Annotated in this window: 14 protein-coding genes; 12 read left to right on the forward strand and 2 right to left on the reverse strand. The window is 67.7% G+C overall.

Features of this window, described 5'->3' with window-relative positions; genetic code table 11:
* Positions 1–229 precede the first annotated feature (229 nt).
* Both ACH4EW_RS28550 and ACH4EW_RS28555 read left to right on the forward strand, forming a co-directional pair.
* Positions 230–766 (forward strand): VOC family protein, encoded by a 537-nt coding sequence (locus tag ACH4EW_RS28550; protein WP_398261754.1) that lies wholly within the window; start codon positions 230–232, stop codon positions 764–766.
* A complete protein-coding gene (locus ACH4EW_RS28555; RefSeq protein WP_398261756.1) occupies positions 759–1,562 on the forward strand; it encodes a MerR family transcriptional regulator in 804 nt (267 codons plus the stop codon). The genes ACH4EW_RS28550 and ACH4EW_RS28555 overlap by 8 nt, the downstream gene beginning before the upstream one ends.
* 96 nt (positions 1,563–1,658) lie before the next feature.
* Here ACH4EW_RS28555 and ACH4EW_RS28560 read toward each other — a convergent pair whose 3' ends face one another.
* Positions 1,659–2,111: a VOC family protein gene (locus ACH4EW_RS28560; RefSeq protein ID WP_398261758.1), complete on the reverse strand. Its 453-nt coding sequence runs from the start codon at positions 2,109–2,111 to the stop codon at positions 1,659–1,661.
* Positions 2,112–2,393: 282 nt separating this feature from the next.
* Here ACH4EW_RS28560 and ACH4EW_RS28565 point away from each other — a divergent pair, with 282 nt between their 5' ends.
* The 7 genes from ACH4EW_RS28565 (at position 2,394) to kdpC (ending at position 13,993) form a co-directional block, all read left to right on the forward strand.
* The gene (locus ACH4EW_RS28565) at positions 2,394–5,927 is read left to right on the forward strand and encodes a trypsin-like peptidase domain-containing protein (protein ID WP_398261760.1); all 3,534 of its coding nucleotides are present in this window, start codon (positions 2,394–2,396) and stop codon (positions 5,925–5,927) included.
* 19 nt (positions 5,928–5,946) lie between these two features.
* A complete protein-coding gene (locus ACH4EW_RS28570; RefSeq protein WP_398261763.1) occupies positions 5,947–6,294 on the forward strand; it encodes a CU044_2847 family protein in 348 nt (115 codons plus the stop codon).
* Between the two features lie 380 nt (positions 6,295–6,674).
* Positions 6,675–9,200 carry a DUF4118 domain-containing protein gene (locus ACH4EW_RS28575; RefSeq protein ID WP_398261765.1) on the forward strand — a complete coding sequence of 842 codons (2,526 nt, stop codon included), beginning with the start codon at positions 6,675–6,677 and terminating at the stop codon, positions 9,198–9,200.
* A 230-nt stretch (positions 9,201–9,430) separates the two neighbouring features.
* Complete coding sequence (gene kdpF / locus ACH4EW_RS28580; protein ID WP_398261767.1) at positions 9,431–9,520, forward strand: K(+)-transporting ATPase subunit F; 90 nt, start codon at positions 9,431–9,433, stop codon at positions 9,518–9,520.
* A gap of 12 nt (positions 9,521–9,532) precedes the next feature.
* Positions 9,533–11,197, forward strand: coding sequence for a potassium-transporting ATPase subunit KdpA (gene kdpA / locus ACH4EW_RS28585; RefSeq protein ID WP_398261769.1), 1,665 nt, complete (start codon positions 9,533–9,535; stop codon positions 11,195–11,197).
* A complete protein-coding gene (kdpB, locus tag ACH4EW_RS28590; protein ID WP_398261771.1) occupies positions 11,197–13,326 on the forward strand; it encodes a potassium-transporting ATPase subunit KdpB in 2,130 nt (709 codons plus the stop codon). The genes kdpA and kdpB overlap by 1 nt, the downstream gene beginning before the upstream one ends.
* A gap of 37 nt (positions 13,327–13,363) precedes the next feature.
* Positions 13,364–13,993 carry a potassium-transporting ATPase subunit KdpC gene (gene kdpC, locus ACH4EW_RS28595; RefSeq protein ID WP_398261773.1) on the forward strand — a complete coding sequence of 210 codons (630 nt, stop codon included), beginning with the start codon at positions 13,364–13,366 and terminating at the stop codon, positions 13,991–13,993.
* A 69-nt stretch (positions 13,994–14,062) separates the two neighbouring features.
* On the opposite strand, the gene ACH4EW_RS28600 is transcribed toward kdpC, so the two are convergent.
* Positions 14,063–14,245, reverse strand: a complete 183-nt coding sequence (locus ACH4EW_RS28600) for a DUF6480 family protein (RefSeq protein ID WP_398261775.1) — start codon at positions 14,243–14,245, stop codon at positions 14,063–14,065.
* 255 nt (positions 14,246–14,500) lie between these two features.
* On the opposite strand from ACH4EW_RS28600, the gene ACH4EW_RS28605 reads away from it, so the two are divergent.
* The 3 genes from ACH4EW_RS28605 to ACH4EW_RS28615 form a co-directional block, all read left to right on the forward strand.
* A complete protein-coding gene (locus ACH4EW_RS28605; protein WP_398261777.1) occupies positions 14,501–16,927 on the forward strand; it encodes an ATP-binding cassette domain-containing protein in 2,427 nt (808 codons plus the stop codon).
* Between the two features lie 533 nt (positions 16,928–17,460).
* Positions 17,461–19,644 carry a BTAD domain-containing putative transcriptional regulator gene (locus ACH4EW_RS28610; RefSeq protein WP_398261779.1) on the forward strand — a complete coding sequence of 728 codons (2,184 nt, stop codon included), beginning with the start codon at positions 17,461–17,463 and terminating at the stop codon, positions 19,642–19,644.
* Between the two features lie 496 nt (positions 19,645–20,140).
* Positions 20,141–24,961, forward strand: a 4,821-nt coding sequence (locus tag ACH4EW_RS28615) for an amino acid adenylation domain-containing protein (protein ID WP_398261781.1), incomplete at its 3' end; no start/stop codon positions are given.

Consider the following 24,961-nt stretch of genomic DNA (forward strand, 5'->3'; position numbering starts at 1 on the left):
CGAACCCGGGCGAGAGCTGTCAACGTCACCCGCCCGCACTCCTACCGTGCGCACACAGCTCCCACCGCCGCCCGTTGATCTTGAGCCGGTCGGGGTTCTCGGCCGGCTCCGTTCCGGCCGAGAACCCCGACCTCGGGCGCGCGTTGCCTTCCGCGCGCCCGAGGGGGTGGAGCGAGATTCACGCACCCGGCTTGACCCTCACGTTGCGTGAGGCTGGAAGGTGGGGTGCATGAGCGACTACTACAACGCGTTTGAGATGAGTCCCGTGCCCGCTCCCGGCCCGGATGCGGTTCCGCCGGAGCAGTTCCGTGGCATCTATGGAATGCCCGCGTTCGTGACGATCCCCACGAGCGACTTGGCGGCGTCGGCGGACTTCTGGATTCGTGGGCTCGGGTTCTTCGAGCTGTTCAGCATCCCCGGCACTCTTGTGCATCTGCGCCGGTGGGCGTTCCAGGACGTACTCCTCGTCACGGCGGCGAGCGTTCCGGAGCAGCCACCAGCGATGAGCTTCAGTTTCTCGGGCGTGCTCAGCCAGGTCGATCCCCTTGTCGAGGCCTGTCGTTCGTTGCGCCCGAACTCGGTCGATGGTCCACGGGATACTCCCTGGAACACCCGCGATGTGGAGGTGATCACCCCCGAGAACGCACGGATCGTTTTCACCGCGGCGAAGCCCTTTGATCCGGCCAGTCAGGAGGCGCGGAACCTTGAAGCCATCGGGATCACCCCACCGGCCGTCGGTCTCGGCGACAATGAGGAGCATGCCTGATGCCACTGACGCCGATGGCCTGACCGTGGGTCAGGTCTCGACGCGTCTGGGCGTGACAGTCCGCGCGCTGCACCACTGGGATGAGATCGGTCTGGCGCGACCGTCGCTTCGCACGGCTGCCAAATACCGGCTCTACACCGCTGGTGATCTGGAGCGCCTGCACCGCATCGTCGCCTACCGTGAGATCGGTCTCGGCCTGGACAGGATTCGGACCATCTTGGACGACTCGACCGCAGACGTGCCCGGCGCGTTGCGCGCGCAGCGCAACCAGGTTGCTGAACGGATCGAACGCCTCCAGCAGCTCAGCGCCGGACTGGATCGGATGATCGACGCCCACGAGCGCGGCCTGCTGCTCACCATCGAGCAGCAGGCCGCGATCTTCGGCCCCCAGTGGAACCCGGACTGGCCCGCCCAAGCCCGTCAGCGCTACGGAGACACGACGCAATGGCGGCAGTACGCCGAACGCTCAGCCTCTCGTGGTCCGGAGGAATGGCAGGCCATCGCCGACGTCATTGCCAACCTTGACCGCGCCCTCGGGGATGCGATGGACGCCGGCGTCACACCTGGTAGCCCAGAAGCGAATCAACTCGTCGAGTCGCACCGCGAAGCTTTTGCTTCGTACTTTCCCCTCACCAGGCAGATGCAGGTCTGCCTCGGCCGCATGTATGAGGCCGATCCGGCATTTGCTGCCCACTACGACGGCATCCGCGCCGGCCTTGCCACGTGGTTCCGTCGCATTATCGACGCCAGCGCGCGCGCCCACAGCATCGACCCGGACACCGCGACCTGGCAGTAGAGCGCGGGGATCGAGATTGCGGATCGAGGTGACTCGGCGGCCTGGGCGCCGGCGGCCGAGCGCACACGGTGAGGTCGAGGGAGGTCGCGGCCCGGCCTACGCCGCACAGAACTCGTTGCCTTCCGGATCCTGCATGATCCACCAGTGCCCGGCAGGCCCCTTGTCGACCTCGCGGACGCAGGTGGCCCCCAGGGCTTCCAGCCGGGCCACCAGCTTGTCGAGGCCGCCGGGCTCACTGTGGACGTCGAGGTGCAGGCGGTTCTTGCCCGCCTTGCCCTCGGGCACGTCCTGGAAGAGCAGTCGTCGGCCGCGGCCGACGCCGCTGGTCTCGTCGAAAGGGTCCTCGGGGTGGCGGATCGCGGCATAGCCGCGGAAGGTCTTGCGACCACGGTGCTCGACGACCGCCTCCTCGCCGATGTGGCCGGCGGTCAGCAACTGCTCGATGAGAGCGCTGGGGTCTTCCACCTCGTACTCCAGGGCCGCAGCCCAGAAGTCCGCGAGGGCGGGTGCATTCGTGCTGTCGATGACCAGCTTCCAACTCAATGGCATGTAACTAGTTATATTGGTTACACAGGCTTCTTCGCAACCAAGTGTGCGAACTGCTGTCGGTTTTGCCGCGTTGAAGAGGGTTGTAGCGCGCGGGAGTGGGTGCTGTCGGTGGGTTCGGGGGGCGGCGGTGGTTGCACGGCCCGCTGGCCTCCGGCAGTGTCACAGAACGCGCTCGCGTCCGACGTCTGGCGGAGCCTCAACGGTCGCCATTGGTCTTCCAACTCCTTTGATTGTGTACCTTGTTGATGCCGAGGAGGAGCAACGTGGCTTGCGGGGGACCTCATGGAATTGGACAGCGCCGCGCCGAGCGACGCCGCTGTGGCGCGAATCATGGACGTCGGGGGGCAGCCGGCTGGGGCCGGATTTCTCACCCGGCGGAACGAGGTGGTCACCTGTGCGCATGTGGTGGCCATGGCGCTCGGCCTGCGCCGTGATGTGACCGATCGACCCACCGGACAACTATGGGTGGATTTCCCGCTGACCGAACCAAGTCTGCGGGTGGAGGCGCGGATCGAGTCCTGGACGCCGGTCGGTGCCGACGGAAGCGGAGACATCGCCGTACTGCGGCTGCTCACCGACGCCCCGCCCAAAGCGCGGGTCGCGCGCCTGGTGGAGAACGTCGCCGGTGCCGATCGTCGTGTCCGTACGTTCGGCTTCCCGGACGGGTACGCCGACGGTACGTGGAGCGTCGGCTGGCTGCGTGGCCGGCAGGGCACCGGATGGCTCCAGTACGACACCGATCCGGCCAGCCAGCATCGCGTGGAGCGCGGCTTCTCCGGCGCACCGGTCTGGGACGTCGACGAGGGCGGCGTGGTCGGCATGGTCGTGGCCGTCGACAGCGGACCGAGCGTCCGGACCGCGTATCTGATCCCGACGGAGAAGCTCCGCGAAAGCTGGTCCTCGCTGGCTGACGCGTCCCTGACGGCATGCCCGTTCCGGTCCCTGGAATCCTTCCAGGAGCGGGATGCCCGGCTGTTCCACGGCCGGGACGAACCGGCCCGCCAAATCGTCGACCTGCTCGGACACGCTCCGGTGACCAGCCTGGTCGGCCCGTCGGGGAGCGGAAAATCCTCGCTGCTGTACGCGGGGGTACTGCCGCGGCTGCGGGAGCGCGCGCCCGATCTCGAGGTGGTGAGCTTCCGGCCCGGGCAGCTGGGCAGAACACCGCTGACCGCGCTGGCGCTCGCGCTGCTCCCCCTGTTGGAAGCCGATCTGACCGAGACCGCTCGTCTCGCCGAGCTTCCCGGGCTGACCGAGTTGCTGCGGCAGGGACAGATGCCGGCGATCGTCGACCGGGTGCTGGCGCGGCAGGGGAAACAGCGGCTACTCGTAATCGCCGACCAGTTCGAAGAGGCGCTCCTCGACTTCGGACAGGCAGACCTCGATCCGCTCGCGGGCGCGCTGGCATATTCCTTGCAGACCGACTCCCGCCTGCGGGTTCTGATCAGCTTGCGTGCAGACTTCCTCACCTCCGCCCTGAACCACCCGATGCTGGTCCCGCTGCTCGGCGGAGACCGTCTGTTCACGGTCGGCGCGATGTCGGACAGTGAACTGCGCGCCGCAGTGGTGCGTCCGCTGGAGACCTCAGGGGTGGTGTACGAACCCGGCCTGGTCGACCGGATCCTGAGCGATCTCGGGACCGATCCCGGACGGCTTCCACTGTTGGAGTTCACCCTGACGAAACTGTGGGAACGCCAGCAGCGCGGGGTCATCAACCACGCCGCGTACGAGGCGCTGGGGCGTGTCAACGACGCACTGGTCAATCACGCCGAGCAGGTGTGGACCAGCGGCCTCACGGAGGAGGAGCACAGCGGGGCGAGGGCGCTGCTTGTTCAGCTGGTGCACCCGGCCGACGGGCGTGCGCCCACCCGCCGCACAGTGGCCCGCTCGGAGCTGCCGCCCGACCAGTGGCGGATCGCCCAGCGACTGATGAGTACGCGTCTGGTGGTGCCCGGCGAGGAATTCCGCCCGGGCGGCGGACCGCCGGAGGAGACGGTCGAGCTTGCGCACGAGACGTTGCTGACGCAGTGGCGCCGGCTCCGGGAGTTCGTCGAGGCCGACCACGAGTTCCGCAGCTGGCAGGAGAGCGTCCGGCGGCGGATCGTACGGTGGGAGTCCCGTAAACGTGGCAGACCCGGTCTCCTGAGCCGAGCAGAACTGAGCAGCGCGGAGCTGCGTGAGGCACGTACGTGGCGAAGCAGGCGGGAACATGAACTGAGCCCGGCGGAGAAGGCGTTCATCGAAGCCGCCGCCCGGTGGGCACGCCGTCGGCTGCTCGCTCTCACGGCGATGGTGACGTCGGTCGCTCTCCTCGCGGGCCTGTTCTTCTGGATGTACCGGAAAAACACTCACGAAGATGCGGCCGGCCAGGCTTCCCGTGTGCTGGCCCAGCAGTCACGCGACGCCCAGGAGAGCACCACCAGCGGGGGTTCCTACACGGCGCTGCTCCTGGCACTGCGCGCCTACCGCACCCAGGACACAGCGGAGACGAGGGCGCTGGTCGGCGATATGTACGGGCGCTACGGCTTCGCCGACCTGGTCGTCCCCAGATACATGTCCACGGCTTCGCTTCTGACCGACTTGACCGGCAGTCCGCCGGCACCGTCCGCCACCGACACCGCGGGGCGGGTCATCGTGTCAACAGCCGCCGACGGCGAAGTAGTGGTCTGGCGCAGCGACGGCTCGGGGGTGACCCGCCTGCCCACCGGCAGGAACGCCGACATCACGGCGGTCAGTCAGGACGGCTCCCTGGTGGCCATGGCCCAGCCCTTGTCCTTGGCCGCAGGCCAAGCACCGGATGTACGAGGGAAACCGGCCCTTGTGTACGACACAACAACCCGGAAGGTCATAGAACTCGAGCGCCCTCAGGAAGGGGACGCATTCCCGGAATTCGACGACGATGGCCTTCCCCCTGAGCTGAAGCTGGCCGACTTCTCGGACATACAGGGCTTTCGAATGCCGACTCAGTATGTGCGGTTCGCCTTCGCGCCCGGGAACAAACTACTGATCGGCCAGACGGGCTTCTACGGCAAAGGGGGCCGCTTTGTCATATGGGACCTGACCGACGGCCGGATCCAAAAGATTTTGCCGGGCCCCAGAGAGTCCGTCACCGGCATATGGGTGCACTCGGACGGCAAGAGCCTCGTCACGCTGAGCCAGGACTACAAGCCGAACGACGCTACGACGCACGGCGCCGTGAAGCTCTGGGATCTCGGCAAGGCGGCGCCGAAGCAGCAGTCCGTGTTCACGTGGACAAACGCGTCCGGCGTCACGGCAACGGACGTAAGCCCGGATCTCACCCGCTTGGCAATCGTCGAAGGACGAACGGACGGCTTGAAGGTGACCACGACTGTGACTGTCCACGAGTTGCCGAGCGGGAAACGCGTGAGCCGGGAGCGGCTTCAGACCGAGGAAGTGCCGGACGGTGTCGCCGTGGCCGCCGCAGGTGGACCCGTACGCACGTACAGCCTGGCTCCCTGGGCGGCCCGGCCCGTCGGCGATCCGGTGCCCCGGATCGGGGGCTCGTGGCAGAAGGTGGACCTGCTGGGCGCAAAGGACGGCGAGTCGCCCGCGTTGCTCTTCGATCCCGGGCTGATCGCCCTCGTCGGACCCGACGAGGGCGCCGACGCATGGAGCAGGCTCCCGCAGCCGGTGGACACACCTGGTGCTTCGGCGTCGCCGTCACAACCTGCGGCGGGGATGCGGCCCAAGGAACAGATGAGGCACTTGTGCCGAATTCTGGGCGATGAGACGCTCCCGCCCGCCGCAGAGGGAAAGTTGCCGCCCGGGGCGTATCGGGGGGCGTTGTGCTCGTAACCACAATGAGGGGGAACGCATGGCCGAGGGAACACAGCTCATCTGGGTGCCGCTGGACGGGGAGGGCCACGATGGGCAGGTGCTGGTGGAGGTCGGGGCGCAGACGTCCGGCATCGTGAGGGCCGCTCGTCCGGGCGAGATCGCGGGGACGGCTGCGCGGACGCTGGCCAACAGCTTCGACCAGGTCCGTGCTGCGGCCGAGTCGCTGCTGGACAGGCTGACCACGCTTTCCAGCCCGCCGGACACGGTCGAGGTCGAACTCGGGGTGAAGATCAACGCCGAAGCCGGTGCGGTCATCGCCAAGACGGCGGCCGAGGGCAATTTCACCGTAAGGCTGACGTGGCAGAAACCTGGTGAGACCGGCTGACCGGGTGCGTCGGGACGCCCCTCGGGGCCGGGTGCGCCGAGCTGGGCCCATGCGGTGTCTCGGAGCAGCGACGGCGCGTCCTTCTTGACTGCGGGCGGGCAACCGTTGCCGCAGGTGGGAGGCCGCGTCAGTCGCGGCTGCGGCCTGGCGCGCGGGGTCATTGTCGCCTTGGTGTGCGGTTCTTGGCCCAGGTCGCGGCGGGGGCCGATCCGCAGGACGCCGGCCAGACGCTGGTGCATCGACCGGAGGACCCGACGATGGGCCGCGAGGGTGCCCTTGCGGGCCCTGGGCCACGGTGTCGTCGATTGGAGCGGCACGGAGGGGCGCAGTATGGAAGGGCGCGAGCACGACATGGGGGGTGACCTGGCAGGAGTCCGGCGGTGGCACGTGGACGGTTGCGGATCTACCTCGGGGCCGCCCCCGGGGTCGGGAAGACGTACGCCATGCTCACGGAAGGACAGCGGCTGCGTTCGCTGGGCGCGGATGTCGTCGTGGGCTTCGTCGAGCCGCATGGGCGTCGACCGACCGCAGCCATGGCCGACGGTCTGGAGACGATTCCCCGGCGCACCCTGACCCACCGCGGTGCGGCCTTCACCGAGATGGATCTCGACGCGGTGCGGGCCCGCCGTCCTCAGGTCGCGCTGGTCGACGAGTTGGCCCACTCCAACATTCCGGGGTCCCGCAACGCCAAGCGCTGGCAGGATGTCGAGGACCTCCTGGACGCCGGTATCGACGTCGTCACCACGCTCAACGTCCAGCACCTGGAGTCCCTGAACGACGTGGTCCGCCAGATCACCGGGGTCAGGCAGCGTGAGACCCTGCCCGACGAGGTGGCGCGTCGCGCCGGCCAGATCGAGCTGGTCGACCTCCCGCCCGAGGTGCTGCGCCGCCGCATGGTGCACGGCGACGTCTACCCACCGGACCGCATCGAATCCGCCCTCACCCACTACTTCCGGGTCGGCAACCTCACCGCACTGCGCGAACTCGCCCTGCTGTGGCTCGCCGATCGGGTGGAGGAGGGGCTGCAGCGCTACCGGGCCGAACACGGCATCTCCGCACCCTGGGAGACCCGTGAGCGGATCCTGGTGTCCCTGAGCGGTGGCCCGGAGGGCGAGACCCTCATCCGACGCGCCGCGCGGATGAGTGCTCGCACGCCCGGCACCGAGTTGCTGGCCCTCCATGTAGTCCCGGAGGACGGACTCGTCGGCCTCGACCCGGCGGCACTGGACACACAGCGCACCCTCTTGGAGTCGCTCGGCGGCAATTACCACCAGACCACGGGCGACGATGTTGTCGCTGCCCTGCTCCAGTTCGCCGAGGCGGAAAACGTCACTCAGATCGTGCTGGGCGCGAGTCGCCACGGCCGGCTCGCCTCCTTCCTGAGAGCAGGTGTGGGAGAGCGGACCATCAAGGGATCCGGCCCCATCGACGTGCACATCGTCACGCATGAGCAGGCAGCCGGCATCGCTGTGCCGAGGCTTCCGCATCCGAGCCGTGGCATGGGCCCGAGGCGGTACTGGGCCGCGTTGGGCGGTGCTGTGGTGCTACTGCCCGTACTGACGCTCCTGCTGACCGCGCTGCGAGGCCACCTCGGCTTCTCCAGCGACTTGGTGATCTATCTGCTCGCCGTCGTCGTGGTCGCCCTGATCGGCGGTCTCCTCCCCGCTCTCTTCGCCGCCTTCGCCGCGGCGCTGCTCGCCGACTACTACGTCGCGGCGCCGGTGCACTCACTGGCCATGGAGCGCCCCGACGAGATCACCGCGTTTGTGGTCTTCATCGCCACGGCCGTCCTCGTCGGCACTGCCGCGGGCACGGCAGCTCAGCGGACGCACGAGGCCGTGCGCGCGACATCGGAGGCGAGGGCGTTGAGCCGCCTGGCCGCCGCCATGATGCGTGGCCAGGATCTGCCGGCACTCATGGAGCAGATCCGGGAGTACTTCGGCCTGGCCGCTGTCAGCCTGCTCGAAAGGAACGCGGAAGCATCTCCGGCGCCCCACTGGTACGTGGTCGCCAGCGCAGGGGAACGGCCGCCGGAAAGGCCCTACGAGGCGGATGTGGAGAGCCCGGTCGACGACGATCTCACGCTGGCCGCTCGCGGCGCAGGACTGAGTACGGAGGACCAGCGCGTTCTTGCAGCGTGTGCTGCCGAGTTGGGGCTGGCCCATGTCCGGGGGCGGATCGCCGGGCGTTCCGGCGGTAAGGACGCCCTCGCCGAAGCCGAACGCACCCGGGCGTCCCTGCTTCTCGCGGCAGGCCGCGATCTGCGTGCTCCGCTGCACACCGCCGAAAAGGCGCTCCTGCGTTTGCGGAGGGGACGTGCCAGGAGGCCGGCTCCGGAAGAGGCTCAGTTGCTGGATGCCGCCTGCACGGCCGTGCACCGCGCGGAGCAGCTGGTCACCGATCTCGGTGATCTGAGCCGCCTGCACGCCGGGGCACTCGATCTCTACCTTCGTCCGGTCGACCTCAACGAGGTGCTGGGCGCCGCCTTGGACGACCTTGGACCCGGCGGCCACTCCATCGTTCTGCGTCTGCCGGAGCAGCTGCCCGACGTGATTGCCGACGCCGCCCTCCTCACCCGCGTCCTGACCGCCCTCGGGGCCGACGCACTGCGTCACAGCCCGCCGGACCGGCCGCCCGTATTCAACGCCGAGCTCCGGGGTGACCACCTCGAGATCCGGGTGGAGGACGGGATGCCCGAGCGGGGCCCGGAATCGAGCACAACCATCTCCCGAGCGCCGGGGACAAGGGTCGACAGTCTGGCTCTGCGGCTGTCGCGCGACCTGGCCGAGGCCATGGACGGGGCCCTGGAGACCACCACCGAGGAGGCCGGGGCCGCTTTCTCGGTGACGCTCACTCTTCCGAGCGCTGCGCCCGGCGGCAGCGCGACATCCGGCAGCGCCGGGTGAGTCCCTGCGGGCCGCCGTCACCCGCTCGGCCCACGGAACGTCAGCGCGCTCCCGAAGTCAGCTGATGTAGCGTCAGAAATGAATCATCGCACCATATTCCAGCCGGGGCGAACAGTCCCGCCCCTGATGCCTCTGCGAGGTGCCCCACGCATGTCGGATACCGCGTTCATCGGGCTCACGGTTGTGGTCTTCGCCCTTATCGGCCTGACGGCCAAGGGGGTCGGACGCCTGTGAGCCTGGAGAACATCGTCGGCCTGATCGTGGCCGCGTGCCTCATGATCTACCTGGTCATCTGCCTGATCTTCCCCGAGAAGTTCTAGGAGAGATTCCGGATGAATGACACCCTCGCGGGCTGGCTCCAGGTGCTTGCCCTGGTGGTCGCGCTGGGTCTCTCGTTTCGCCCGCTCGGCGGCTACATGGCCCGCGTCCTGACCACCGATCGCCATTGGCGGGTCGAACGCCTGATCTACAGGGCGGCCGGAGTGAACGGTGACGCCGATCAGAAGTGGTCGATCTACCTGCGCAGCATCCTGGCCTTCGCCACGGTGTCACTACTGTTCCTGTACGCGTTCCTGCGCCTGCAGAACCATCTGCTGTTGTCCTTGGGGATGGAGCCGATCAGCCCGGACCAGTCGTTCAACACTGCGGCGTCCTTCGTCACCAACACCAACTGGCAGTCGTATTCCGGTGAGTCGGCCATGGGCCATCTGGTCCAGATGGCAGGCCTCGCCGTGCAGAACTTCGTCTCCGCAGCCGTGGGCATTGCCGTTGTCGCCGCGCTGATCCGCGGCTTCACCAGGGTGAAGACCGAGCGCGTCGGGAACTTCTGGGTGGACCTGACGCGGATCGTGCTACGCATTCTGCTTCCCCTTGCGTTTGTCTTCGCGATCGTTCTGGTGGCCGCCGGTGCCGTTCAGAATTTCCACGGGATCCACGACATCACCACCATCGCGGGCGGGCATCAGCGCCTGACCGGGGGCCCGGTCGCCTCCCAGGAGGCCATCAAGGAACTGGGCACCAACGGTGGTGGTTTCTACAACGCGAACTCCGCACACCCCTTCGAGAACCCCAACGCCTTCACCAACCTGATCGAGATCTACCTGATGCTGGTCATCTCGTTCTCGCTGCCGCGGACCTTCGGGACGATGGTCGGCGACAACCGTCAGGGCTATGCCATCGTCGCCGTGATGGCGTTGATCTGGGGCGCATCGGTTGCCATCGTTACCGCCAACGAACTGCACAGCGTCAGCAGCACCGCCGGTCACACGGCGGGCGGAATGATGGAGGGCAAGGAGACGCGGTTCGGGATCTGGGCCTCGGCCCTGTTCGCCGTGTCCACCACCCTCACGTCGTGCGGAGCGGTCAACTCCTTCCACGACTCGTACACGCCGGGCGGCGGCGGAATGACGATCTTCAACATGATGCTGGGGGAGATCGCACCCGGCGGCACCGGCTCCGGGCTCTACGGGATCCTGATCCTGGCGATCGTCGCGGTCTTCGTCGCCGGGCTGATGGTCGGCCGTACGCCCGAATACCTGGGCAAGAAGCTCCGCGGCAGGGAGATGAAGTTCGCCTCCCTCTACATCCTGACCACACCCGCGCTCGTCCTGGTCGGTGGCGGGCTGGCGATGGCATTCCCGGGCGAGAGGGCCGCGATGCTCAATTCCGGGCCGCACGGCTTCTCCGAAGTCCTGTACGCCTTCACGTCGGCTGCGAACAACAACGGCTCGGCGTTCGCCGGGCTGAGCGTGAACACCGTCTGGTACAACACCGCGCTCGGCGTGGTCATGCTTTTCAGCCGGTTCCTGCCGATGGTGTTCGTCCTGGCACTCGCCGGCTCGCTTGCCGCGCAGCAGCCCGTTCCGGTCACTGCGGGCACCCTGCCCACTCACCGGCCGCAGTTCGTCGGAATGTTGACCGGCGTGATCCTCATCGTTGTCGGTCTGACGTACTTCCCGGCGCTGGCGCTGGGACCACTTGCGGAAGGCCTGCACTGATGTCGACGACCGCCGCTCCCGTTCCCACCCCACCCGGCACCGGGCGTCAGCAACACCGGGTCTCGGGTGGACTGCTCGACCCCAAGCAGCTCCTGACGTCCTTCCCCGATGCCCTGCGCAAGCTGGATCCGCGCGTGATGGTCCACAACCCGGTCATGTTCGTGGTGGAGGTCGGCGCGGCCTTGACCACGCTGTCGGCCATCAGGACGCCCAGCGTCTTCGCCTGGCTGATCACGGCGTGGCTCTGGCTGACGTCCGTCTTCGCCAATCTCGCCGAAGCCGTGGCCGAGGGACGCGGCAAGGCCCAGGCGGAAACTCTGCGCCGCGCCAAGACAATGGCCACAGCCCGCCGTCTCACCCGCTGGCGACCGGGCGCGACCGACGCCGCAGAGGAGGAAGTGCCGGGTGTCGACCTCCGCCTGGGCGATCACGTCGTCGTCGAGGCCGGACAGATCATCCCCGGCGACGGCGATGTGGTCGAGGGCATCGCCAGCGTCGACGAATCCGCTGTCACGGGCGAGTCGGCTCCGGTGATCCGAGAGTCGGGTGGCGACCGGTCGGCGGTCACGGGCGGCACGAAAGTGCTCTCGGACCGGATCGTCGTGAAAATCACCTCAAAGCCGGGCGAGACCTTCATCGACCGGATGATCGCACTCGTGGAGGGGGCCGCGCGGCAGAAGACACCGAACGAGATCGCGCTCAACATCCTGCTGGCATCCCTCACGATCATTTTCCTGATCGCGGTGGCGACCCTGCAGCCCTTCGCCATCTTCGCGGGGGCCGAGCAGACCATCGTCGTTCTCGCCGCTCTCGTCGTGGCCTTGATCCCGACGACGATCGGCGCCTTGCTGTCAGCAATCGGCATCGCGGGCATGGACCGGCTCGTGCAGCGCAACGTGCTGGCGATGTCCGGTCGCGCGGTGGAGGCCGCGGGTGACGTCAACACGCTCCTGCTCGACAAGACGGGCACCATCACCCTCGGCAACCGCCAGGCCGCCGAGTTCCTGCCGGTGGACGGGGTGGACGTCGAGGAACTCGCGGACGCCGCCCAACTGTCGTCGATCGCCGACGAGACGCCCGAGGGCCGCTCGATCGTCGTCCTGGCCAAGCAGCAGTACGCTCTTCGTGGCCGTGGTGAAGGAGAACTGGCCAAGGCGCGGTTCGTGCCCTTCACCGCTCAGAGCCGGATGAGCGGCGTCGACCTCAACAATTCCCAGGAGAACCGCTCTCTGCGCAAGGGCGCGGCGACGGCAGTGATGCGCTGGGTCCGTGACAACGGTGGCCATCCCACGGCACAGGTCGGCGGCATCGTCGACGGCATCTCGGCAAGCGGTGGCACCCCGCTGGTCGTCGGCGAGTTGTCCCGGCACGGCGGTACGCGGACCGCGCGCGTCCTTGGAGTCATCCACCTCAAGGACGTCGTCAAGGAGGGCATGCGGGAGCGGTTCGATGAACTGCGTCGGATGGGCATCCGTACGGTCATGATCACCGGGGACAACCCGCTGACCGCGCGCGCCATCGCGCAGGAGGCCGGGGTGGACGATTTCCTCGCGGAGGCCACGCCCGAGGACAAGATGGCTCTCATCCGGCGTGAACAGGAGGGCGGCAAGCTCGTCGCGATGACGGGGGACGGTACGAACGACGCCCCCGCGCTGGCGCAGGCGGATGTCGGTGTGGCCATGAACACCGGTACCTCGGCCGCGAAGGAGGCCGGGAACATGGTGGACCTGGACTCCAACCCGACCAAGCTGATCGAGATCGTCGAGATCGGCAAACAGCTCCTGATCACCCGTGGCGCGCTGACGACGTTCTCCATCGCCAACGATGTCGCGAAGTACTTCGCGATCATCCCCGCAATGTTCGCGAGCGTCTATCCCGGCCTGGACAAGCTGAACATCATGCGCCTGCACAGCCCGACCTCGGCGATTGCCTCCGCGATCGTCTTCAACGCGCTGATCATCATCGCGTTGATCCCGCTCGCGCTGCGCGGCGTGCGCTACCGGCCGTCCGCCGCCGCGCAACTGCTCAGCCGCAACATCTGGATGTACGGGCTCGGCGGGCTGGTACTGCCATTCGTGGGCATCAAACTGCTGGACCTCTGCATCCAGTTCATCCCCGGCCTGCGCTGACAGACGGCCGGACGAGACAAGAAAGTGATCCCGCACCGTGCGCACCATCGTTCCCCACGTACTTCAGCACCACCTGGTGGCTCTGCGGATGCTGCTGGCGTGCACCTTGATCACCGGCATCGCCTATCCACTGCTCGTCACCGGCATCGCCCAGGCCTTCCTCTCCCACCGCGCCAACGGCTCCATGCTGACGACGAACGGCACGCCGGTGGCCTCCGGCCTGATCGGCCAGAACTTCGCCCTCCCGAAGAAGAATCCCAACGATGCGCAGGAGCCACTGCGCCCCGACCCCAAGTGGTTCCAGCCCCGCCCGTCCGTGGGCGGCTATGACCCCGTGAACTCCGGCGCCTCCAACCTGGGTCCGAACAACACCGATCTGATCAAGGCTGTCAACGACCGCCGCGCCGCCGTCGCCGCCTTCGACGGGGTCCCGCCCTCGTCCGTTCCCGCGGATGCCGTGACCGCCAGCGGCTCCGGGCTCGACCCGGCGATCTCCCCGGCGTACGCCTACGAACAGGCCCAGCGCGTCGCGAAAGCCCGCCGCCTCGCCCTCGCCAAGGTCAGGGCCCTGGTCGCCCAGCACGTCCAGGGACGTGTTCTGGGATTCCTGGGTCAGGAACACGTCAACGTCGTAGAGCTCAACCACGATCTCGCCAGGCTGACCTGACCGCAATGTGAGTGTGGACGCGGGCCGTGCCCCTGGATCTCGTCACCGGCCACCGCTGGGTACGGCTGGTCATCCGTATCCGAAGATCCGCGCTATGAAGAATGCGGCAAAAACAACCGATCCCAGCAGTATGAGTCCTGCCCATACGGCAGGGTGTTCCCATATGCCTCCGTCCGCGCGTTCCTGGTGGGCTTCACTGGTGGAGCCCTCGGCAGGTGGTGTCTCCCCTGGGGGATTCAGTGATATAGCCACACCTCCACCTTCTCTCGATCGCATCCCGTTCGCATTGCGCCCAGGGTGGCGTCCTCGCTCCACGAGCGGCCGGGGGCCGAGCGGAGCAGGAACCGGTCAGGAATCGAGAAGCGCGCGCCACGAAGTCACAGCCAAGGGCTGTCCCGTAATCGCCGACGAATGAGACCCGGACGTTACGCTCGAAGCTGGTCGGATCGAGCCAGGCGACGCCCACGGAGACCGCGAAGGCGGCTCCGCCCAACAGATGGAGACACGATGAGCATGACCACGAGGACGAAGACGCAGTCGCCTGGGCCGCACGTTGCCGACAGTCACGACTTGATCCGCGTGCACGGCGCGCGCGAGAACAACCTCAAGGACGTCAGCATCGAGATCCCGAAGCGCCGGCTGACGGTGTTCACCGGTGTCTCCGGCTCGGGCAAGAGCTCGCTGGTGTTCAACACGATCGCCGGGGAGTCGCAGCGGCTGATCAACGAAACCTACAGCGCCTTCGTGCAGGGCTTCATGCCGACGCCGGCACGGCCCGAGGTCGACGTCCTCGAAGGACTGACGACCGCGATCATCGTCGACCAGCAGCGGATAGGCGCCGACCCCCGCTCCACGGTCGGCACCGCCACCGACGCCAACGCGATGCTGCGCATCCTCTTCAGCCGACTCGGGGAGCCGCACATCGGCCCGCCCAACGCGTTCTCCTTCAACGTCGCCTCGGTCCGGGCGAGTGGTGCGTTCACGGTCGACCGCGGGCCCGACAGGACCAAGGCCGTGAAAAAGACCTTTACCCGCACCGGCGGCATGTGCACGCGCTGCGAGGGCCGGGGCAAGGTCTCCGACATCGACCTCACCCAGCTCTTCGACGATTCCAAGTCGATCGCCGAGGGCGCGTTCACCATCCCCGGCTGGAAGTCCGACAGCTTCTGGACCGTGCGGGTCTACGCCGAGTCGGGCCTCATAGACCCGAACAAGCCGATCCGCAAGTTCACCAAGAAGGAGATGCACGACTTCCTCCACCGGGAGCCGACCAAGGTGAAGGTCGAGGGCGTCAACCTCACCTACGAGGGGCTGATCCCCAAGATCCAGAAGTCGTTCCTCTCCAAGGACCGGGAGGCGCTGCAGCCGCACATCCGGGCGTTCGTGGACCGGGCGGTCACCTTCACCGCCTGCCCCGAGTGCGACGGCACCCGTCTGAGCGAAGCGGCCCGGTCGTCGCGGATCGGCGGGATCAACATCGCCGATGCGTGCGCGATGCAGATCAGCGACCTGGCCGAATGGGTCCGCGGCCTCGACGAGCCTTCCCCAACCTCTTCGAGCAGGGGATACCCCATGGTTGCGCCGCTGCTCGACGCGCTGCATCACACTCTCGACTCCTTCGTGGAGATCGGACTGGGCTACCTTTCGCTCGACCGTCCGTCGGGCACACTGTCGGGCGGCGAAGCACAGCGCGTCAAGATGGTCCGCCACCTCGGTTCCTCGCTCACCGACACCACCTACGTCTTCGATGAACCCACCATCGGCCTGCATCCCCATGACATCCAGCGGATGAACGACCTGCTGTTGCGGCTGCGGGACAAGGGCAACACGGTGCTCGTCGTGGAGCACAAGCCGGAGACGATCGCGATCGCCGACCACGTCGTCGACCTCGGTCCCGGCGCCGGTACGGCGGGCGGCACCGTCTGCTTCGAGGGCACCGTCGAGGGGCTGCGGGCCGGCGGCACCATCACCGGCCGCCATTTCGACGACCGGGCCGCGCTCAAGCAGACGGTGCGGACGCCCACCGGCACGCTGGAGATCCGCGGCGCGACGGCGAACAACTTGCGCGACGTCGACGTCGACATCCCGCTCGGGGTGCTCGCCGTCGTCACCGGCGTCGCCGGCTCCGGCAAGAGCTCGCTCGTGCACGGATCGATCCCCGCCGGCGCGGGTGTGGTGTCGGTCGACCAGGGTGCGATCCGCGGCTCCAGGCGGAGCAACCCGGCGACTTACACCGGATTGCTCGACCCGATCCGCAAGGCGTTCGCGAAGGCCAACGGCGTGAAGCCGGCGCTGTTCAGCGCCAACTCCGAGGGCGCCTGCCCCAACTGCAACGGCGTCGGCGTCATCTACACCGACCTGGCGATGATGGCCGGCGCCGCCACCACCTGCGAGGAGTGCGAGGGGAAGCGGTTCGAGGCATCGGTCCTTGACCACCACCTCGGCGGCCGTGACATCAGCGAGGTGCTGGCCATGTCCGTGACCGAGGCCAAGGAGTTCTTCGGCGCCGGCGAAGCGCGTACGCCGGCCGCGCATCGCATCCTCGGCCGGCTCGCCGATGTCGGGCTCGGCTACCTCAGCCTCGGCCAGCCACTCACCACACTGTCCGGCGGCGAGCGGCAGCGGCTCAAGCTCGCCACCCACATGGCCGAGAAGGGCGGCATCTACATCCTCGACGAGCCGACCACCGGCCTCCACCTCGCCGACGTCGAGCAGTTGCTCGGCCTGCTCGACCGGCTCGTCGACTCCGGCAAGTCGGTCATCGTCATCGAGCACCACCAGGCGGTCATGGCGCACGCCGACTGGATCATCGACCTCGGCCCCGGCGCCGGCCACGACGGCGGCCGGATCGTCTTCGAGGGCACGCCCGTCGACCTCGTCGCCGCCCGCTCCACCCTCACCGGTGAGCACCTCTCGGCCTACGTCGGCACCTGACCGAGTCCTTCGCGGACACCGTGAGACGAGTTCTCTCACCTGTTTCGACTCGTCCCACTCCCCCGATGGCGTGCGGGACGGCGGCAGACGGGGCCCGCCGCGCGTTCCGCCGCCGCGCCGAGGCAGTTCCCAACGACTTACGGAGCGGCCGTCCCGGAGTCGGAGACTTCGGCTGACATCCCGGACATATCGTCGCTCGACGGCGAGAGCACTCCCGAAGAATCCGGCCGGAGAAAACCGGGGCCGTCACACTTCAAACGTGGAATTTCAGACGTTCTTTTTTCGAAACCTACGTACAGCAGCACCTCATAACCCGGTTGAAAAGAAAAGAAGTTGACGGAAGCAGCCAGGACAGCGAGTCGTTGACTCGCTCCTTTCGATCATGCAATCATTCGAATGCACACCCTGTATCCGCTTTTCGTACAACCTGCACCAGTATTCGAACACGCCAGGCACGGTGGAGGTCGGCGGGCTCGTGCGTCAGGCCCACCGCCATCGCCCTCTACGAGCCGTCACTGCCACGAAGGGGGCCCATGCAGTTCAAGATTCTGGGGCCGCTCGAAGTCGTGGACGACGGCAGACACATAGATGTCAGCGGGCAGCGGCAGCGCACGGTTCTGGCGATGCTGCTCCTCGAATCGGGACGCGTCGTCTCCAATGACCGCCTGGTGGAGGCCATATGGGAACGGAAGCCGCCGGCGACGAGCCGCACCCAGGTACAGATCGGCATCTGCGCGCTGCGGCGCATGCTCCCTGCGGGGCCTCAGCCCGGCCCCATCGTGACCCGCTCGCCCGGTTATCTCTTACGGATGACTGAGGGGCAACTCGACCTCCACACCTTCGAGGAACGGGTCGCCGCAGGTGGCAGAGCCGCTGCTGCCCATCAACCCCAGCAGGCGGTAAAGGAGTTACGGGCCGCGTTGGGGCTGTGGCAGGGCCACGCCCTGACCGACATCAGCAGCAAGCCGGTACGCGCGAACGCCGTCCGCCTCGACGAGCGCCGCCTCGCCGTGCAGGAACAATGCCTTGAACTCGAACTATGGCTCGGTAATCACCACCGCGCCGTGAGTGAACTCGGCGCTCTGGTCGCCGCCCACCCCCTCCGGGAACGCCTGCGGGTGCTTCTGATGACCGCGCTCCACCGCGCGGGACGGCAGGCCGAGGCCCTGGACGCCTATCGCCAGGCGCGGGTGGCCCTCGTCCAGAGGCTCGGCATCGAGCCCGGCGCGGAACTGCAGCGACTGCACCGCATGATCCTGGCGGGGGAAGAGGAGTGGGGCACGCCGCCCCGGGTCCAGCCCTTCATCCAGATGACGGCGCCCACTGCCGAGCCGGACGGACCCGGCAGCGGCCCAGCGCTTTCGGCGGTTCCAGCAGTTCCGGCAGTTCCGGTGCACAAGGTTCCGCGTCTGCTGCCCGCCGATATCGCCGACTTCACCGGTCGCACGCGAGCGATCCAGCGCATTCTGGCCGCCCCCACCCGCACCGACGCACCCCGAACCGTCGTCCCCGTCACCGTGATCACCGGACGCGGTGGCTCCGGCAAGACGACCTTGGCCGTACATGTCGCCCATCGGCTCGCTCCGGACTACCCCGACGGGCAGCTCTTCGCGAAACTGTCCGGCGGCCCAGGCCTCCCGACGAGCGCCGCCGAGGTGCTCCGGCGCTTCCTGCGCGCGCTCGGAGTGACCGACGAAGCCGTCCCGAGGAGTATCGAGGAGCGCGCCGAGATGTACCGCGACCTGCTGGCGGAGCGCCGGGTCCTTGTCGTGCTGGACGGCGCGGCCTCCGAGTGCCAGGTCGCTCCGCTGCTCCCCGGATCGTCCGGGTCGCGGGTTCTGATCACCTCGTGGCGGCGCTTCACCGGGCTGCCCGCGGACACCCGCATAGAGCTCTCCCGGTTCCGGCGGGAAAGTTCCGTGGAAATGCTGATGAAGATCATCGGTCGACGGCGGGTCGCCGCCGAACCGCTGGCCGTCGAGGAGCTCTGCCGTGCCTGCGACGATCTGCCGCTCGTGCTGCGCGTGGCCGCCGCACGCCTGGCCGCCCGGCCGCACCGGGCCGTGGCGGACGCGGTCGCCCAGGCCGAGGCGGTGGACCGATGCGGCGACGCGGCCCGCAACCCGGACGAACTGCGTCACCTGGAGCAGGCGGTCCGCACGTGCATGACCCCCGCTTACGGGGCGCTCAGCCCGGAGGCCCAGCAGGCTCTGCGCCGCCTCGCCCAGTTGGAGATACCCGACTTCGCCCCCTGGGTCGGCGCGCCCCTCCTCGAATGCGAACCGCGCCGCGCCCAGGACCTGCTGGACGAGCTCACCGAGTCCTACCTGCTCGACGCAGTGGTGGACCAGTCATCCAGAGCCGTCCGATACCACTTCCCCGCCTTCGTACGCGCCTTCGCCCTGGAGCGTCTGGCGGCGGAGGAGTCGCCGGAGGATCAGCGGGCGGCGTTGCGACGCTTTCTCGACACCTTGGCGTATCTCACCGGAGAAGCGCAACGCCGCAGCGGGTACGGGGACCCGCCCGTACCGGATGAGCCCATCCGCTGCCATGCGATGCCGCGGAGCCTGATCGACCGTCTGCTGGCGGACCCGTTCGCCTGGTATCAGCAAGAGCGCGCCCAGGTTGAGGCGGCGGGCCGACAGGCGGCCGAAATCGGCCTGTGGACCATTTCCTGTCGCCTGGAGAGCAGTTCGACCGTGCTGGCCCCGAAGTGATCCTGCCCTCAGTGGCAGCACGGCGGTCCGGCCGTGGGCATCGGTCCCCTTTCGTCGGCCCGATATGGGCGCACATCCCATCACGGCTGACAGCCCTTGCGGCGAGTCCCGCACAACTCCCCCGCGAGCCTCGACGGGCTGCGCAAGAACGCGATGCACGGACGCGGTTCAATCTTCCGTTCATGTACAAGGCAGACGCGGGCCTTTTTAGCTCTATTGCTTCCCTAAATTTACGCTAAGGATGTGATTCAAAACCCTTCCGATCGTTAAAAACCGCAGCTCAGGCGCCGATCACGGGGGGTTGACCAGTCGTGATGCGCCTCTCTAATGTGACACCGCTCCTCCATGTCCCATGCAATTACCCCGCAGTTCTTCGCAGTGTTCACAGATTCTCTTCGGCGATGCAGGTACGCACTGCTCTGTGTGCTCTTCAAGAAACCGCGGCCGCGTTTCATTTTTATTGGACCTTTAGTGGACCGGTGAGAAGGGCGTCATCATGGACGGCATCCCCACGACCGACGGGAACGCGGGAGAAGACACTCGTACCGGAGGAGGAAAAGAACCGTCCTCGGCCGGCCGGCTCCGCGCCAGACCGGATGAGCGCGGTCCGCTCTCTTTCGGCCAGCAGCGGCTCTGGTTCCTCGACCGCTGGCTCGGGGACAACGCCGTCTACAACATTCCGGTCGTTCTCCGTTTCACCGGCCCCTTGGACGCCGCCCGCCTGACGGCCGCCGTCGCTATGACCGCGGCCGGTCATGACGCCCTCTACACCGTCTTCGAGGCGGATGGGAACGGGGAGCCGCGCCAGCGGTTGCTGGACACCCGTGAGACGGACTGCCCGCTCGTCGACATCACCGGCCTCGCACCCGCCGACCGCGTCCGCAGCGCACGGGAGGCCGTCGAGACGGATGCCCGCAGGCCGTTCGACCTGGCCCGCGATCCGATGCTGCGTGCTGCGCTGTACCGGCTGTCCGAGGACGAGCACTGGTTGCAGCTGACCTTCCATCACATCGCCTGCGACGGGTGGTCACTCGATGTGTTCCAGCGCGGGCTGAACGAGGCATATCGTGTCGGCGACGGGTCGGCCGAACCACTGCCGGTCCAGTACGCCGACTACGCACTGTGGCAGCGTGAGACGCTGCGCGGCCCTCGTACGGAGAAGGCACTGAGGGCCTGGACGGACGCGCTGGCCGACGCTCCGGCCGTGCTGGACCTCGGCACGGACCGCCCCCGTCCGGCGGAGATGAGTTACCGGGGCGAGACGGCGGACTTCCCGCTCACCGGAGTGTCTTCGAAGGCGCTGGAGGCGTTCGCCGCCGAGGAGAACGTCAGCCTGTACACGGTGATGCTCGCCGCCTTCCAGGTGCTCGCCGCGCGCCACTCCGGTAGCAGCGACATCGTCGTCGGTTCGCCGGTGGCGGGCCGGGACAACGCCAAGCTCAACGATCTGGTCGGCTTCTTCGTCGACACGCTCGTCCTCCGGGTGGATCTCGGGGACGACCCCGGCTTCCGGGAGCTCGTGGCGCGCTCCCGCGCGTCGCTCCTGAGCGCGCTCTCCCGCAGCAGGGCCCCGTTCGATCTCGCCGTGAAGCACCTGCACCCCGAACGGTCGCTCAGTCACAACCCGATTGCGCAGACCCTTTTTGCCTTCCACGAGGAGGAACCGCTGGAGCCCTTCGGTGAGGGGCTGAGCGTCGAGCGCTCCATGGTGGCCACGGGGACCGCGAAGTTCGACCTCACCTGGTCGGTTTACCGGCGCCCGGACGGGCTCCGTCTCCAGGTCGAATACGCGACGGACCTGTTCGACGCCGACACCATCCGTACCCTGGTGGACCACTGGCAGATCCTGCTCGGTCAGATCCTCGCCACGCCCGACCTCCCGGTGAGCCGACTGCCGCTCATGGCGCCCGTCGAGCGGGAGTTGGTGGAGTCGTGGGCGGGTAGCGGCGAAGAGCTCCCGGTCGGCGCGATCCACGAGCTGGTGATACGCCGGGCACTGGAAACCCCCGACGCGCTAGCCGTGGTCTGCGACGACGACACCCTCACCTACGCACAACTCGTGGGCCGGGCCGCCGACATCGCCGCACTACTGGTCGAACAGGGCGTGGGACCCGAGGTCTGCGTCGGGATCTGCGTCGAGCGATCCCTCGACACCGTCATCACCACCCTCGCCGTCCTCATGGCCCACGGCGTCTACGTCCCCCTCGACACCGCCTTCCCCACCGACCGCATGCACCACATGCTCACCGAAGTCGACGCCACCCTCGTCCTGACCCACCAACCCACCCACGACACCATCCCCCACGGCCCCTGGCACACCCTGAACATCGACACCCTCCACACCGCCACCACTCCACGCGACCTCTCCCACACCCTCGCCCACCTCCCCCAACACCTCAACCCCCACCACGCCTGCTACATCATCTTCACCTCCGGATCCACCGGACGCCCCAAAGGCACCACCGTCACCCACGCCAACGTGACCCGCCTCTTCAACGCCGCCCAACAACGCCTCCCATTCGGCCCCGACGACACCTGGACCCTCTTCCACAGCTACGCCTTCGACGTGTCGGTCATGGAGATGTGGGGCGCCCTCACCACCGGCGGGCGCCTCGTCGTGGTGCCGTATCTGACCAGCAGGGACTCGGAAGCGTTCTACGCACTCGTACGCGACCGATCCGTAACGATGCTCAGCCAAACCCCCTCGGCCTTCCGCCAGTTCGAGACCGTCGATGCGATGGAGTGCGGAGAACTGGCCCTGCGGGCAGTGCTGTTCGCGGGCGAGGCTCTGAACCGGGCGTCGGTGCGCCGTTGGGGTACCCGTCACGGTTACGCCTCACCGCTTCTCATCAACCTGTACGGCATCACCGAAACCACCGTGCATGTGACATACACGGAGGTGGACGAGGGTCAGCTCGACGGTGCGTTCAGCCGGATCGGCAGGGCGCTGCCCGATCTCCGTCTCTACGTCCTGGATCCGTCGGGCGATCCGAGTCCGATCAGTGTCATCGGGGAGCTCTACGTCGGCGGGCCCGGCGTGACACGTTGCTACACCGGCCAACCGGCGCTCACCGCACAGCGTTTCGTCCCGGACCATCTCGGCCGTACGCCTGGGGCCCGGCTCTACCGAAGCGGAGACCTTGCCCGCTGGACACCCTCCGGAGACCTGGAGTACCTGGGCCGGGCCGATGCTCAGGTGAAGGTACGCGGCTACCGCATCGAACTGCCGGAGATCGAGGCCCGACTGGGCCGGCAGCCCGAGATCCGGCAGGCCGTCGTAGTCGTCCGGGACGATCTCGGCGACCACTCGGACCTCGTCGCCTACCTCGTACCGGAGCCGGAAGCCGACCGGCCCACTACCACCGAACTCCGCGACGCCCTCGCCGGACACCTCCCCGACTACATGATCCCGAGGAACTTCGTCTTCCTCGACGCCCTCCCGCTCACTCCGCAGGGAAAGCTCAACCACCGGGAGCTTCCTGCCCCGACGCATGAACGCCCGGACCTCACATCCGAGTTCATCGCACCGCTGCCCGGCACCGAGGAGCTGCTCGCGGCGATCTGGAGCAACGTTCTCGGCGTCGACCGGGTCGGCCGGCACGACAACTTCTTCGACCTCGGCGGCGACTCCATCCGCAGCATCCAGGTACTGGGACTGGCTCGTAGCCAGGGGGTCGGCTTCGAGCTGCAGGATCTCTTCCGCACGCCCACCCTGGTGGGGCTGGCCGAGGCCGCCTCCACCCACTCGGCATCCGAAGCCCCACAACGCGACCGTGAGCCGTTCTCCATGGTGAGCGCCGAGGACAGGGCGCGGCTGCCACAGGGTCTCGTGGACGCCTATCCGATGGCGGAACTCCAGGTCGGCATGATCTACGAGATGGAGTTGGACCGTGAACGGCTGCCGTACCACAACGTGGACAGCATGCGCATCAACGGCCGGTTCGACGAGCACAGCTTCAAGGAGGCGCTCCGCCTGGTCGTGGAACGCCACCCGATACTCCGCACGTCCCTGGAGCTGAGCGGTTACAACGAGCCGCTCCAGCTGGTGCATGCCACGGCTCAGATGCCGTGCGTGGTGTCCGACCTGCGCGCACTCGACGACGAGGCACAACAGGCGGCGATCGCCGCATACGTGACATCCGAACGCTCCCACATGTTCGACCACTCCCGGCCGCCGTTGCTGCGGTTCGGCATCCACTGGCTCTCCGACGATGCGTTCCAGTGGACAGTGACCGAGCACCACGCCATTTTCGACGGCTGGAGCCTCCACTCCACGCTCGCCGAGATCACCGGCCTCTACCACCGGCTCGCGAGCGGTGCAGGCACGGTCGTCGCCCTGGGCCCTCCCGAGTCCGTGTACCGCGACTTCATCGCGGCAGAACGGGAGGTGCTGCGTTCCGAGGAGAGCGAGGAGTTCTGGCTGGAGCGGCTCACGGACCGGCCCACGGGCCGACTCCCGCGCTGGCCGGACCGGCACGAAGCCCGGCTGGCCCCGCCCGAGCGCGAGAACGAGTGGCGGGTGCTGCACACGGCGGAGAAGCACGGATCGATCGAGACGCTGCTGCCGGCGGAGCTGTGCGACGAACTGCTGGCGCTGGCCAAGCGCTGCGGGGTGCCGCTGAAGTCCGTGATGCTGGCAGCGCATCTGCGGGTCATGAGCCTGGTCACCGGAAGCACGGACGTGCTGGCCGGGCTTTCGTCCAACGGACGGCTGGAGGAGGCCGGGGCGACCGAGGTGCGGGGCCTCTTCCTCAACACCGTCCCGTTCCGGCTGGAACTGCCGGAGGGCAGTTGGCTGGACCTCGTACGCGCGGTGTTCGAGGCCGAGCAGGACATGCTGCCGCACCGTCGATTCCCGCTGGGGGCATTGCAGCGTCGCATGGGCGGCGAGGCCCTGTTCGAGACCAGCTTCGTCTACAACCACTTCCACGTGCTCACCGACGAGTTCGGTGAGGGTCGCCTGACGATCGAGGACGGGAAGATCGACAGCTTCAGCACGTTGCGCGCCGAGCCGACCAACTTCCCGTTGAGTGTCGGCGTGATTCGCAATCCGTACTCCACACGGCTGCTCCTGAGTCTCGACTACCACCTCGGTGTTCTGGTCGAGGACCAGGTGGTGTTGATGCGGGATTACTACGTGCGGGTGCTGGAGTCGATGGTCTCCGAGCCGGACAGCCCGTTCGGGAACGTCGTCCTGCTCGGCGACACCGAGCGGGAGTTGTTGGAGTCATGGGCGGGTAGCGGCGAAGAGCTCCCGGTCGGCGCGATCCACGAGCTGGTGATACGCCGGGCACTGGAAACCCCCGACGCGCTAGCC

Source organism: Streptomyces sp. NPDC018000, assembly GCF_044328025.1.
GTDB lineage: Bacteria > Actinomycetota > Actinomycetes > Streptomycetales > Streptomycetaceae > Streptomyces.

What these genes read in the sequence shown, in the direction of transcription:
- ACH4EW_RS28605 (WP_398261777.1), top strand. Translation starts at nt 14,501, where the DNA reads ATGAGCATGACCACGAGGACGAAGACGCAGTCGCCTGGGCCGCACGTT.
- kdpB (WP_398261771.1), top strand. Translation starts at nt 11,197, where the DNA reads ATGTCGACGACCGCCGCTCCCGTTCCCACCCCACCCGGCACCGGGCGT.
- ACH4EW_RS28550 (WP_398261754.1), top strand. Translation starts at nt 230, where the DNA reads ATGAGCGACTACTACAACGCGTTTGAGATGAGTCCCGTGCCCGCTCCC.
- kdpA (WP_398261769.1), top strand. Translation starts at nt 9,533, where the DNA reads ATGAATGACACCCTCGCGGGCTGGCTCCAGGTGCTTGCCCTGGTGGTC.
- ACH4EW_RS28555 (WP_398261756.1), top strand. Translation starts at nt 759, where the DNA reads ATGCCTGATGCCACTGACGCCGATGGCCTGACCGTGGGTCAGGTCTCG.
- ACH4EW_RS28570 (WP_398261763.1), top strand. Translation starts at nt 5,947, where the DNA reads ATGGCCGAGGGAACACAGCTCATCTGGGTGCCGCTGGACGGGGAGGGC.
- ACH4EW_RS28565 (WP_398261760.1), top strand. Translation starts at nt 2,394, where the DNA reads ATGGAATTGGACAGCGCCGCGCCGAGCGACGCCGCTGTGGCGCGAATC.
- ACH4EW_RS28610 (WP_398261779.1), top strand. Translation starts at nt 17,461, where the DNA reads ATGCAGTTCAAGATTCTGGGGCCGCTCGAAGTCGTGGACGACGGCAGA.
- ACH4EW_RS28560 (WP_398261758.1), bottom strand. Translation starts at nt 2,111, where the DNA reads ATGCCATTGAGTTGGAAGCTGGTCATCGACAGCACGAATGCACCCGCC.